This is a genomic window from Nocardioides sp. Root190 (assembly GCF_001428565.1).
GTDB lineage: Bacteria > Actinomycetota > Actinomycetes > Propionibacteriales > Nocardioidaceae > Nocardioides.
Window position 1 is genome coordinate 514,404 of record NZ_LMIA01000001.1, and the last position, 12,560, is coordinate 526,963.

The 12,560-nt window shown below is 71.6% G+C and carries 13 protein-coding genes; 5 read left to right on the forward strand and 8 right to left on the reverse strand.

Annotated features, from left to right (window positions below; translation table 11 throughout):
* Window positions 1-2: 2 nt before the first annotated feature.
* The 4 genes from eccD to ASE01_RS02470 all read right to left on the reverse strand — a co-directional run bounded on the left by eccD (window position 3) and on the right by ASE01_RS02470 (window position 3,724).
* Complete coding sequence (gene eccD, locus ASE01_RS02455; protein ID WP_056748402.1) at window positions 3-1,388, reverse strand: type VII secretion integral membrane protein EccD; 1,386 nt, start codon at window positions 1,386-1,388, stop codon at window positions 3-5.
* Between the two features lie 160 nt (window positions 1,389-1,548).
* Window positions 1,549-1,848 carry a WXG100 family type VII secretion target gene (locus ASE01_RS02460; protein WP_056748403.1) on the reverse strand — a complete coding sequence of 100 codons (300 nt, stop codon included), beginning with the start codon at window positions 1,846-1,848 and terminating at the stop codon, window positions 1,549-1,551.
* A gap of 29 nt (window positions 1,849-1,877) precedes the next feature.
* The gene (locus tag ASE01_RS02465; RefSeq protein WP_056748404.1) at window positions 1,878-2,204 is read right to left on the reverse strand and encodes a WXG100 family type VII secretion target; all 327 of its coding nucleotides are present in this window, start codon (window positions 2,202-2,204) and stop codon (window positions 1,878-1,880) included.
* A gap of 119 nt (window positions 2,205-2,323) precedes the next feature.
* The gene (locus ASE01_RS02470; protein ID WP_056748405.1) at window positions 2,324-3,724 is read right to left on the reverse strand and encodes a hypothetical protein; all 1,401 of its coding nucleotides are present in this window, start codon (window positions 3,722-3,724) and stop codon (window positions 2,324-2,326) included.
* A 222-nt stretch (window positions 3,725-3,946) separates the two neighbouring features.
* On the opposite strand from ASE01_RS02470, the gene eccCa reads away from it, so the two are divergent.
* Complete coding sequence (gene eccCa / locus ASE01_RS02475) at window positions 3,947-7,921, forward strand: type VII secretion protein EccCa (RefSeq protein ID WP_056748406.1); 3,975 nt, start codon at window positions 3,947-3,949, stop codon at window positions 7,919-7,921.
* A 93-nt stretch (window positions 7,922-8,014) separates the two neighbouring features.
* Here eccCa and ASE01_RS02480 read toward each other — a convergent pair whose 3' ends face one another.
* Genes ASE01_RS02480 through rpmB form a run of 4 tightly spaced genes read right to left on the reverse strand, consistent with a single transcriptional unit; the run spans window position 8,015 to window position 9,982 of the window.
* Complete coding sequence (locus tag ASE01_RS02480) at window positions 8,015-9,250, reverse strand: YibE/F family protein (protein ID WP_082605735.1); 1,236 nt, start codon at window positions 9,248-9,250, stop codon at window positions 8,015-8,017.
* Window positions 9,251-9,267: 17 nt separating this feature from the next.
* Window positions 9,268-9,573: a 30S ribosomal protein S14 gene (rpsN, locus tag ASE01_RS02485; protein ID WP_056748407.1), complete on the reverse strand. Its 306-nt coding sequence runs from the start codon at window positions 9,571-9,573 to the stop codon at window positions 9,268-9,270.
* Between the two features lie 3 nt (window positions 9,574-9,576).
* On the reverse strand, window positions 9,577-9,747 hold the full coding sequence (rpmG, locus tag ASE01_RS02490) for a 50S ribosomal protein L33 (protein WP_056748408.1): 171 nt from the start codon (window positions 9,745-9,747) through the stop codon (window positions 9,577-9,579).
* Between the two features lies 1 nt (window position 9,748).
* The gene (gene rpmB, locus ASE01_RS02495; RefSeq protein ID WP_056748409.1) at window positions 9,749-9,982 is read right to left on the reverse strand and encodes a 50S ribosomal protein L28; all 234 of its coding nucleotides are present in this window, start codon (window positions 9,980-9,982) and stop codon (window positions 9,749-9,751) included.
* A gap of 112 nt (window positions 9,983-10,094) precedes the next feature.
* Here rpmB and ASE01_RS02500 point away from each other — a divergent pair, with 112 nt between their 5' ends.
* From ASE01_RS02500 to ASE01_RS02510, 4 genes are read left to right on the forward strand one after another with little or no spacing between them, the layout of a single operon-like run.
* A complete protein-coding gene (locus tag ASE01_RS02500) occupies window positions 10,095-11,159 on the forward strand; it encodes a GTP-binding protein (protein WP_056748410.1) in 1,065 nt (354 codons plus the stop codon).
* Window positions 11,159-11,356: a 50S ribosomal protein L32 gene (gene rpmF, locus ASE01_RS23795; RefSeq protein WP_082605736.1), complete on the forward strand. Its 198-nt coding sequence runs from the start codon at window positions 11,159-11,161 to the stop codon at window positions 11,354-11,356. Before ASE01_RS02500 ends, rpmF begins: the two co-directional genes overlap by 1 nt.
* The gene (ykgO, locus tag ASE01_RS02505) at window positions 11,353-11,475 is read left to right on the forward strand and encodes a type B 50S ribosomal protein L36 (RefSeq protein ID WP_056748411.1); all 123 of its coding nucleotides are present in this window, start codon (window positions 11,353-11,355) and stop codon (window positions 11,473-11,475) included. Before rpmF ends, ykgO begins: the two co-directional genes overlap by 4 nt.
* A gap of 38 nt (window positions 11,476-11,513) precedes the next feature.
* Window positions 11,514-12,527: a CobW family GTP-binding protein gene (locus tag ASE01_RS02510; RefSeq protein WP_056748412.1), complete on the forward strand. Its 1,014-nt coding sequence runs from the start codon at window positions 11,514-11,516 to the stop codon at window positions 12,525-12,527.
* Window positions 12,528-12,560: the final 33 nt, after the last annotated feature.

Consider the following 12,560-nt stretch of genomic DNA (forward strand, 5'->3'; position numbering starts at 1 on the left):
GCCTAGCCCACTGCCTGGCGGACATCGGAGAACAGCCCGATCGCCACCACCAGCAGCGGAAGGAGGGTGATCAGCGCGATCGACTCGAGGACGTCGCCGAAGCGACCGCGACGCACCGAGGGGACCGAGGGGGTCAGCGTCGCGGCCAGCAGGACGGCACCGGCCACGGCCAGCAGCACGGCCATCGTCGGGCGCCAGTCAGGGTGCAGGGTGAGGACGGCGACCGCGGCGGTGGCCAGCCCGGCGATGCCGGCGACCAGGCCGACCAGGACCTCGCTGCCCGTGCGGTACTGACGGGTGCGCAGCATCACGATGAGGCAGGCGTCGACGGCCAGCAGCGTGCCGGCCGCACCGAGACCCACGGCCACCGGCACGATCAGGACGAGCAGGAGGCCCACGGTTCCGGAGATCGCGAGCAGGATCTCGTGGGCGATCCGGGCGTCGGCCGCCACCTGCATCGGCTCGATGTCATCGGGATCGGCGGTGATGTCGGAGGGCGAGTAGAGCTGGTCGATGCGGGTCGAGGTCGCTCCGAGCGCCAGCCAGGGGAACACGCTCCCGACCAGGACGATCAGGGCGAGCACCGTGGTCAGCAGCGGCGCCGGCTCGAAGCCGTCGCCGCCCGCGGAGCGCAGGTAGAGACCGACCGCGACGGCGAGCGCGCCGACCACGACCGGCGGGAAGACGAGGGTCCGTCCGGGACCGAGGCCGATGACGCACACCAGCCCGGCGACCAGGGCACCCGCGCCGGCGAAGGCCAGCAGCTCGCCGAACAGGGTGGGGTCCGTGGGCGTGAACATCACGCCGGCAGCCGCGGCGTACCCGGAACCGAGCCAGGCGACACCGACCGCGGCCTCGGGCTCGCGCTGTGCACGCGAGAGCACGATCGCGCCCGCGCACAGGGCCAACGCGACGACCGCCGTCGCAGCGGCAGCGAGGTCCGAGCCGCGCTGCACGAGCAGTGCCGCGGCACCGAGGATGAGGAACAGGCCTGCGGCCATCAGGGCCGTACGACGACCGGAGGCCGCCTGCCAGGGAAGGAGGTCGTGCTCGACGACGTCGGACATGGCCTCGACGACGTCGTCGTAGACCCGCGGCGGCGGGTCGTCGACGCCCGCGGTGACAGTGAGCAGGCCACCGTCCTCGATGCCCTGGAGAGTGAGTCCGGCATCGGGCACGAGGCGTCGACCGTCCGCAGTGCCGACGCGGTAGCCGCCGTGCACGGTCGCGGGGTCGAGGAGACCGACGCTGCGGGCCAGCTCGGGGAGGAGCTCGGCCACCGGGACCGCGCCCGGGAGGACGAGGTCGACGCGGCGGGTGCCGGAGGTGACGGTCACCCGGACGAGTCCGGACGCCACCGCACCCTGGGTGCGGCCACCTTGTGTCATCAGCTCAACCCTTCCGAGAGACCGAGGGGGCCCATCGTGGCACGACGCCCCCGCCCGATCGGCGGGGGACATGACTGAAGGGACCGGCACCCCCGAGAAACAGGGTGTCGGTCCCTTCGCTGGTCAGATCCGGCCGGCAGCGTGCTGCCGGACCGTCCGCTCAGAACTCGAAGCGACCGGCGCCGCGCTTGTCGGCGGCCATGTAGTCGTTGTTCGAGCTGTAGACCGTCTGCTGGCTCTTGTCGAGGAGGTCGCGCATCTCCTTCATGGCCCAGTCCCAGGCGGCCTTCGAGACGCGGTACGCCTCCTGCTGGTCACCGGACCAGCTGGCGACCTTGAGGGCGATGTCGTTCTCGAGGCTGTCGAGGGAATCGTCCATCTTCTTCACGGTGTTGTACATGTTCTGGGCGGCCGTCTCGAGCGCCGTGTGGTTGACGCGCAGTCCGTCGAGTTCACTCATGATTCAGATCTCCTAGTAGTCCGGACAGCTCAGATCGAGCCGAGCTTGTTGATGAGGGCGTTCATGCCGTCTCCGGCCTGGGCGTCGACGGCGACGTTGTCCGCCTCGGTCTCGGTCAGTGCGGCGTGGAACTTGTCCAGCGCGGTCGCGACGACCTTCTGCTTCTCGGTCCATGCGATGTGCAGCGTGGTGAAGGCCTGGCCGCCGGCGCCGTTCCACTTGCCGCGAAGCTCGGCGATCTGGCCGTCGAGGATCTGGGACTGCTGGTGGAACTCCTGCTTGGCCTGGATGACGCGCTCAGCGATCTGCTTGAGCGCGCCCTCTGCGTGGCCGAACTCGATGTTCGATTGCGACATGCTTCTGCTCCTTGGTCATGGGCGGTGCTGCCCGGGAACTCTTCCTGCGGTTGGCTCCCCGAGTGATGCCAAGAAGCCGATGCCGTGCTTGCTACCCGTGACCCCGCAGGGCCTAAACATCAACTCGTGAGTTCCCACAGGTAACGGAAGAATCCGACCGCCACGACCAGTGACGCGACGGTGAAGGCACCGCTCAGGGATTCGCCGACCTCGGCCCGGCGCGACCACCAGGCAGAGCGCCAGCCGCGGCCGACCAGGACCGCGACGAGGACGAGGACAGCGGCAATGCCGATGGCCACGGGGGCCACCACGCCGGGCCGGTCGATGCCGACGCCGGTGACGCCGGGCAGCAGCCCGAGCACGGCAGCGGCGACCAGCCCGAGGGCCACGACGCCGGACAGGCGCAGGAAGCGGCGCGCGACGACGTGGCGATAGCTGCGGGCGGCGAACAGGAGCGAGGCACCGCCGAATCCGACCAGGCAGCGGGCGCCGGTGCGGTCCAGGGGCAGGTCCGCGCTCCAGAGCAGCAGCGGTGCAGCGACGAGCACCACCACGAAGATGGCCACGGCGGCCGCACGGATGGTGCGTGTCCCTCGTGCCGCGACCGCGTTGATCGCGTGCTCCGGCACCACCACCCGCCCGCGTCGGCCTGTCGGCCGCTCCCGCGCGGACCAGGCCGTGACGGCGAGGCGCTCCAGGTCCAGGAGGTACTGGTCGGGTACGTCGACCGCGAACTCGGGCACGAACCGGGCCCCGAGCACGGCGACCAGGAACAGGACCGCCCACACCACCTGCGGGGAGGTGCTGGTGAGCGCACCGACGCTGGCGACGACGAAACAGCCGGCACCCACCACGAGCCAGGTGCGCAACGCCTCCTCGGCGGCACTGCCCGGCTCGATGAGCGCGCGGCCGACCGCGGCGGCGATCGCCCCGGCGAGCGCGGCCGTCCCGAGCACGGTGGGCAGCCGCTCGGCCTGGGGGCTCCACACGACGGCGAAGGCGGCCGCAGCAGCGAAGGCCGGAGCGGCGATCACCCGCTGGACGGCGAGGGCGCCGAACGGAAGACATCCGAGCAGTGCGGCGGCCACGAGCACCGCGACGGCAGGCCAACGATCGGCCTCGGGCAGGCGTGAGGTGCTCCAGCCCGCCAGTACGGCGACCGCCACCGCGATGGTGAGCCAGGTGCCGGACGCGGCACCGGGCACCAGGGCCGGGCCCGACATCGCGGGGCCGGCGCCACGGCGTGGCGGCGCAGGTCGGGCGGCGGGATCGACCGCGACGAGGAGGGACCCGGACACCAGCCCCGCTGCACCCACCTCCGTCGTCATCTGCAGCGGCTCGCCGCGCGGGGTCACGAACGGCAGCGGGGCAGGCAGGCCCGCCCCTTCGGCGTACGCCCGCGCGACGTCGGCCAGTGTGGCGTCCGTCGGGACGGTGAGATCGAGGACTCCGCGGGGGCCGTGAACGGTCAGCGCGGTGACCGCGCCGGCCGCAGGGGGCCGGGACGTCGTACCCGCCATCTGGCCTCCCGGGATTGATGGTGCTTCCGGAAGGGTAGTCCTCAGCGTCATGCGCTCGTCCCTACCCGCCATGGCGGGGTCCTATCATCGAGCCCGTCGCATGATCGGGCGTGACGATGAGGTGAGGGCGTGACGGTGACCCAGGGCAGCACACAGGGCAGACGACGGGCGAGCGCGCCCGGAAGTCTGACCCATCGCGGGGGACGCGGCGAGCGCCCCGAGATGCCCAGCGGCCAGTTGCAGGTCCAGCCCCCGCCGCAGATCCAGCCGAGCGAGGGCGCTGCCGGCGTCGCGATGAACGCGATCCCCATGCTCGGCAGCCTGGGCTCGATCGTGCTCGTCGCCGGACTCGGCGGCCGCAGCGACAACCAGGCGCTGCGCTTCATCGCGGCCGGCATGTTCCTGTTCGCGACCCTCGGCTTCATCGTCGTCCAGATCGACCGGCAGCGGAAGCAGCGCCAGCAGCAGGTGACGGGCTCACGCACCGAGTACCTCCGCTACCTCTCGACCGTCCGCACCGTCGCCCGTGACGCCGCCGACCAGCAACGCCGCGCGCTGAGCTGGATCCACCCCGAGCCCGCCGCGCTGCCGGCACTGGCCGAGGACCGGACCCGGGTCTGGGAGCGTTCGTCCGCCGATCCGGCATTCCTGCAGGTGAGGTACGGCGTCTGCGCGCAGCCGCTCGCCCTCGACCTGGTCCCCCCGGAGGGCGCGCCGATCGACGACGTCGACCCTGCCTCGGCCTCCGCCCTGCACCGTCTCCTCGTCGTCCACCGGCTCCAGCCCGACCTGCCGGCCTCGATCGACCTGCGCGCCTTCGACCGGATCGAGGTCTGCGGTGCCGAGGAGGACGCGCGCTCGATGGCGCGGGCCCTGCTGTGCTCGGCCGCGACCTTCGCCTCCCCCGAGAACCTCCAGGTCGCCGTCCTCGCGACCGACGCGACCCTGGCCAACTGGGACTGGGTGAAGTGGCTCCCGCACGCCCACAGCCAGCACCAGAACGACGCCGTCGGGCCGGCCCGCATGGTCACGACCTCGCTCACCGACCTGGCCGCGATGCTGCCTCCTGACCTCGGCGAACGGCCCCGTTTCGGCGCCGACGAGCGACCCGCGATCCCCCACGTCGTGCTGATCACCGACGGCGCCGAGCTGCCCCCGGGCAACCACCTCATCCCCTCCGACGGCCTGCACGGCCTCACCGTGATCGACCTCCCCGTCCGCTGGGGGGAGCTCGACAGCTCCACGGCGCTCCGTCTCGAGCTCGAGGAGCAGGCCGTCCGTCCCGCCTTCCCGGAGACGACGGTGCCCCTCGTCGCCGTACGTCTGCGCACCGAGCCGGTCCGAGCCAAGGGCGACCTCTGCAGCATCGCCAACGCAGAGGCCCTGGCCCGACGGCTCACCCCGCTGTTCACGCCGAGTGCCGGTGCTGCCGTCGGCGACGACGCGGCCGACATCAGCGCACCGACCGACTTCATGGACCTGCTCGGGCTCGGCGACGTCTTCACCTTCGACCCGGCCGCGGCCTGGCGCTCGCGCCCCTCGCGCGACCGGCTGCGGGTGCCGATCGGCGTCGGCGACGCCACTGCCCCCGTGCACCTGGACATCAAGGAGTCCGCCCAGCAGGGCATGGGCCCGCACGGGCTGGTGATCGGTGCCACTGGATCCGGGAAGTCCGAGTTCCTGCGCACCCTCGTGCTCGGGCTCGCGATGACGCACTCGCCCGAGCAGCTCAACATGGTGCTCGTCGACTTCAAGGGCGGCGCGACCTTCGCCGGGATGTCCGAGATGCCCCACGTCTCAGCGGTGATCACCAACCTCGCCCAGGAGCTCACCCTCGTCGACCGCATGCAGGACGCCCTGTCCGGCGAGATGGTGCGTCGTCAGGAGATGCTGCGCGAGGCCGGGAACTTCGCCTCGATCCGTGACTACGAGAAGGCCCGGACCTCCGGTGACCCCGCCGGCGTCGGGTTGCCGCCGCTCCCGTCGTTGTTCATCGTCGTCGACGAGTTCTCCGAGATGCTCTCCGCCAAGCCCGAGTTCATCGACCTGTTCGTCGCGATCGGGCGGCTCGGTCGCTCGCTCGGGCTGCACCTCCTGCTCGCCTCGCAGCGGCTCGAGGAGGGTCGGCTGCGGGGCCTGGAGTCGCACCTGTCGTACCGGATCGGCCTGCGCACCTTCAGCTCGCAGGAGTCCCGTGCGGTGCTCGGCGTGCCCGATGCCTACGAGCTCCCGGCCGTGCCCGGCCTCGGTTACCTCAAGCCCGACCCGACCCAGCTCACCCGCTTCAAGGCCGCCTACGTCTCGGGTCCGCCGGAGACGGGCCGCCGCCGCGTGACGGGCGAGGGCGGCAAGCTGCGCGGCATCCTGCCGTTCACCATCTCCGAGGTGCAGACGTTCGACGACCCCGCGAACGATGACCAGCCGACACCGGACGTGGCGCCGACGGCCGGCGACTCGACCTCACTGCTCGACATCGCCGTACGACGCATGGACGGTCACGGCCCGTCCGCGCACGCGGTGTGGCTGCCGCCCCTCGACGAGCCGGACACCCTCGACGCACTGATGCCCGACCTCGCTCCGCACCCGGAGCTCGGCCTGGTGTCGATGCAGTGGCGCCAGGTCGGCAACCTCACGGTGCCGCTCGGCACCGTCGACCGGCCCCGCGAACAGCGCCGCGACACCCTCACCATCAGCCTCAGCGGCGCGGCCGGTCACGTCGCCGTCGTCGGCGGGCCGCGCAGCGGCAAGAGCACCCTGCTGCGCACCATCGTCACCAGCCTGTCGCTCACCTCGACCCCGCTGGAGTCGCAGTTCTACGTCCTGGACTTCGGCGGCGGCACCTTCGCCCCGATGACCGCGCTGCCCCACGTCGCGGGCATCGGGTCGCGCTCCGAGCCCGAGGTCGTGCGCCGGATCATCGCCGAGGTGCGGGGCATCGTCGACCGCCGCGAGGCCTACTTCCGCACCCAGGGCATCGACTCGATCGAGACCTACCGGACCCGACGGGCCCAGGGGCGCGCGGACGACGGGTACGGCGACGTGTTCCTCGTCATCGACGGCTGGGGCACGCTGCGCTCCGACTTCGACGACCTCGAGCTCGAGGTGCAGAACCTCGCCGGTCGCGGACTGACCTTCGGTCTGCACGTCATCACCGCCTCGACCCGGTGGCCCGACTTCCGCGCGGCGATGCGCGACCTGCTCGGCACCCGGCTCGAGCTCCGTCTCGGCGACCCGATCGACTCCGAGATCGACCGCAAGGTCGCTGCACTCGTGCCGGTCAACCGCGCCGGCCGCGGCCTGGTGCCCGGCAAGCTGCACTTCCTCGGTGGACTCCCGCGCATCGACGGCGACCAGACCTCCGCGACCCTGGGCGACGGTGTCGACGACCTGATCTCCGCCGTCGCCAAGGCCTGGCGCGGTCCCGTCGGGCCGAAGCTGCGCCTGCTCCCCGACCGGATCGCGCTCGACGACGTACGCGCCCTCGCCGGGACGCCGCCGGCCCGCCAGCTGCTCCTCGCCATCAACGAGAAGGAACTGGCCCCCGTCGCGCTCGACGTCGACGCCGAGCCGCACCTGTTGCTCTTCGGCGACGGGAAGTCCGGGAAGTCCACCCTCCTGCGCACCTACTGCCAGGAGATCATGCGGACCCGGACGCCGGCCGAGGCGCAGATCGTGGTCGTGGACTACCGCCGCTCGCTGCTCGGCGAGGTCCCCGAGGACTACCTCCTCAACTACCTGACGTCCGCGACCCAGGCCCAGCCGACGATGAACGACCTGGCGACGTACCTGCAGAACAGGTTGCCCGGCCCCGACGTCACCCCCGACCAGCTGCGCAACCGCTCGTGGTGGTCCGGCGCCGAGGTGTTCGTCGTGGTCGACGACTACGACCTCGTCGCCACCCAGCAGAGCTCGCCGATCGCGATGCTGCAGCCCCTCATGGCCCAGGCACGCGACGTCGGCCTTCACATCGTGCTGGCTCGACGCTCCGGTGGTGCGTCGCGCGCGCTCTACGAGCCGGTCATCCAGACCCTGCGCGACCTGGCGATGCCCGGCATCCTGCTCGCGGGCAACCGCGACGAAGGTGTGCTGATCGGCAACCTGCGTCCGGGTCCGGCCCAGCCGGGCCGTGGCCGGATGGTCACCAGGGACCGCGGCGCGGAGGTCGTGCAGCTCGCCTGGACCGACCCCGCGCTCTGATTCCGCCCGAAGTGCGACCTTCTCTCCTGCGAAGTGCGAGGTTTTCTCCGTCGAGGTGCGTTGCTTTCCCCGCACCTCGACGGAGAAAACCAGTCACTTCGGCGGAGAAACCCTCGCACTTCGCGGGCCAACGGGAGCGGCGACGAGGGCAGCGATCGCAGTGGTGACAGGGACGGCGAGGACCAGGCCGATCGAGGTGACGAGGGTGCGCACGATCTCCTCGGCGAGTTGCTCGGTGTTCAGGAGCTCGAGGAGCGGACGGTCGTAGACCCGCAGCACCATGAGCAGGATCAGTGCGGTGCCGACGTAGGCGAAGACGATCGTGTAGATGGTCGAGGCGATGTGGTCGCGACCGATCCGCATCGCGCTGGCGAACACCTCGGAACGGCTCGCGGTCGGTGACACGGCCCGCAGCTCCCAGACCGCCGACGCCTGGGTGATGGTGACGTCGTTGAGGACGCCGAGACCGGCGATGACCAGGGCGCAGCCCAGCAGGGCCTGGAAGTCGAGCACGCCGAAGGTCGCGAGGATCTGACCACCCTCATCGCTGACGCCGGTCAACCGGGCGTCGCCGATCGCGACCACGCCGATGCCTGCGGTCAGCACGATCCCCAGGATCGTGCCTGCCAGGGCAGTGCTGGTCCGGAGCGAGAAGCCGTGGGTCGTGTAGAGGACCACGAACATGATCGCGGCGGCGCTGGTCAGCGCGACGCCGACGCCGGGCGCGCCGTCGAGCAGGGCAGGGAGCATCCACCACCACACGACGACACCGCCGAAGACCAGCCCGAGAAGTGCGAACACCCCGCGCAACCGGGCGATCGCGACCACCACCACCACGAAGAAGGCGACCAACCAGAGCAGGGTCCCGCCCCGCTCCGTCGCGAAGTACGAGTACGACGCCTCCGCGCCGTCCTCCGCCTCCGGGGTCGGCGTGCGGAGCAGCTCGACCCGGTCGCCCACGCCGATGCCGGAGTTCAGGACGTCGGGCGGTACGGCGATCTCGACCGGGTCGGCCTCCCCCTCGACCTGGACCCCCAGGGTGCTGCAGCCCGAGCCGTCGGGCAGGCCCTGGCCGGGACACTTCGGCGCAACCTCCACGATCTCACCGGTCGGGAAGGTGACGCCCGGCGCCGAGAACTCCGCCGCCGCACCGCCGGCCTCGACGGCGCGGTCGATGGTGTCACCCGGCGGCCACCACGCAACGAGCCCGGCGACGGTGAGGAGCAGCGCGACGCCGAGACCGGCGAGCAGCACCGTCCGGGCAGTGGTGCCGATGCTGATCTGGTCGTCGCTGCTGCTGGATGCGCGGTGGGAGTGGCCGTGACCCATGGCCCCAGCCTCTCAGGTCACCAGCTGGACTTCGTGATCCCCGGCAGCTCGCCCCGGTGGGCCAGCTCGCGGAAGCGGATCCGGGAGAGGCCGGCCTTGCGGAGGTACCCCCGGGGCCGGCCGTCGACCTGGTCCCGGTTGCGCAACCGCACCGGGGAGGAGTCCCGGGGCAACCGGGCCAGCGCCTGCACCGCCCCGGCCAGGTCCGCCGTGCCTGGTTCGGCGCGGCGGACCTGCTCCTTGAGCGCGGCCCGTCGTACGGCGTACCTCTCGACGACAGCGCGGCGCCTCGCGTCCGCGGCGATCCTGCTCTGCTTCGCCACGTGTCAGCGCTCCTCGCGGAAGTCGACGTGGCGTCGGACGACCGGGTCGTACTTCCGCAGACCCATCCGGTCGGGGTCGTTGCGCCGGTTCTTGCGGGTGACGTAGGTGTAGCCGGTTCCAGCAGTGGACCTCAGCTTCACGATTGGCCGGACGTCGCTGCCCCTCTTCGCCATCTCAGATCTCCCTTCTCGTGCGGAGCTCGGCCACGACGGCCTCGATCCCCCGCTGGTCGATGGTCTTGATGCCGCGGGCACTGACCCGCAGCGTCACGTGCCGTCCTTCGGACGGCACCCAGTAGCGCTTGCGCTGGATGTTCGCGTCGAAGCGCCGGCGGGTTCGCCGGTGCGAGTGCGACACGTGGTTGCCGAACCTCGGCCCGACGCCGGTGACCTGACACCTGCGTGACATTGCTTTCCCCTCTCGTCGATGGTGTGTCATGATTGAGAACGATTCTCATTCTATCCACACAGGAGGGCAACACCGTGAAGTCAGGAATCCATCCCGTGCCGCCAGGACGACGATGAGGACCCCCGTCGTGCTCGTCTGCGGCATCGACGCGCAGGCGATGGCCGCGACCACCATCGGCCTCCAGTTCGACCTCCCGGGAGCGGTCGCGTGCCGGCACACGATCGATGTCGAGCGGGGCGTGCTGACGCGGACCGTGAGCGACCTGACCGGGGTGATCGAGACCCACGAGACACTGCTCGAGCACGCCTGCGTGAGCTGCGCGATCCGCGAGGACATCGTTCCCACCCTCGAACGGCTGGCCCGCGACGGCCGCTGGCACAGCATCGTGGCGCACCTGCCGGTCAGCGCCGAGCCCGCCCACCTCTGCTCGGTGCTGACCTGGGACACCCGGCTGGCCAGGTTCCTGCGGATCTCCGCCGTCGTCACGGCGCTCGGCACCCGTCACCCGGTCCGCGACCTGCTCGGGGACGACCTGCTCGCCGACCGCGGCGTGCACTGCTCCCACGACGACCGGCGCGGCGTCGGCGAGGTTCTCGCGGCGATGATCGAGTACGCCGACGTGGCGGTCTTCGACGACGACGCGGATCCGGTGGCCACCGGACTCGTCAGCGCCCTGGCCCGTCCCGGCATCCCCGTCCTGCAGGGCGGCCACGTCCTGGACGGGGCCTCGCTGGTCGGCAGTCTCCACCAGCACGGCCCGACCGACGCATGGATCGCCCCCACCCGCACCGACGCACTGCCCGAGCTCCACGGTGAGGGCATCTGGCGGCTCGACCTGCAGTCGCTGCGCCCCTTCGACCCGGAGCGGTTGCTGGACTCGCTCGAACGCCTCGGCGCCGGACCCCACCGCTCACGAGGGTGCTTCTGGCTGCCGACCCGCCCCGGTCGGGTGATCGAGTGGGACGGCGCCGGCGGCCAGCTGAGCATCGGCGACCACGGCGTCTGGAACGGCCGCTCGCCCTTCACCCGGATCGTCCTCACCGGCGTCGGCGCGGCACCCGCGCACCTCTCGCCTGCCTTCGACGAGCTGCTCGCAACGCCCGGCGCACCCCTCGTGCGCTCCGTCGGCGAGGACGGCTTCGAGCCGTGGCTCGGGACGATCAGGGACGTGGCCTGATGGCGGTGCCCAAACGGAGGACGTCGCGCAGCAACACCCGCCACCGCCGGTCGCAGTGGAAGGCAAGCGTCCCGGACCTCGTACCCGTGCGCATCGAAGGACAGCAACACCGCGTGCCACGACGACTGGTCCACGCCGTCATGGCCGGACTCGTCGACCCGCGGACCGGACGACCCACCCGAAGGAGCACCCGATGAAGGTCCGCAACTCGATCCGATCCCTGAAGAACCAGCCGGGCGCACAGGTCGTACGACGACGCGGGCGGGTCTTCGTGATCAACAAGCAGAACCCGCGGATGAAGGGGCGTCAGGGCTGACCACCGGCGAGTTCCCGGCCCCTCACTACGATCACCCGGTGTCCCGCACCGTGCCCGTCGTCGCGCTCACCGGCCACCTCGGCGCGGGCAAGACCACCGTGCTCAACCACCTGCTACGCCAGCCCGGCGCCCGGGTCGGCGTCGTGGTCAACGACTTCGGCGAGATCAACGTGGACGCCGGGCTGGTGAGCGGACAGATCGACGAGCCCGCCTCGATCGCAGGCGGCTGCGTGTGCTGCCTGGAGGACGCCGGCGGGCTCGACGACGCGCTCGAGAAGCTGGCCCACCCCTCGCGGGCCCTCGACGTTGTCGTCGTCGAGGCGAGCGGCATCGCCGAGCCGGGCGCACTGGCGCAGATGATCAGGTTCAGCGGCGCGACGGGGGTGCGACCCGGCGGCGTCGTCGATGTCGTCGACGCGGTGGAGTACTTCGCCACCGTCGACGGCGGCGGGCTCCCGCCCGCACGGTTTGCCGTCGCGAGCCTGGTCGTGATCAACAAGTGCGACCTCCTCCCGGACGCCGAGCGCGAGGAGGTCCTCGCGCGGATCGAGCGGCGGATCCGTGAGATCAATCCGCACGTCCACGTCGTACGCACCAGCCTGGGGCGGGTCGATCCGGAGCTCGTGTACGACGTCGCCTCCCTCGAGGAGCCGGAGGACGAGCTCCCCATCGCCGCCCTGCTGCGGGCCGAGCAGCCCGCCGCCCACGGCCACACGCACACCGCGTCGGCCACGGCGAGCACCGTCGGCACGGTGGGCCCCGGTGCCCTGGCCGACCTCCTCGAGTCACCCCCGGCGGGCGCCTACCGGATCAAGGGGACGGTCGCGGTTGCTGCTGGCCGACGGCTCCAGGGGTACGTCGTGCACGTGGTCGGCCGTCAGGTCCATGTCGCGTCCTGCCCGCCACCCGCATCGAGCACGCTGGTGGCCATCGGCCTGGACCTCGACCCGGAGGTCGCGCGGCGCGCGCTCGAGACGGCGCTGGCCCCCACCGGACGTCCGGACCCGGCCGGACTGCGGCGCCTGCGGCGGCACCGCCTGCTGAGTGAGTGAACCCTCCCCACGGGAACTAGAACACGTTATCGT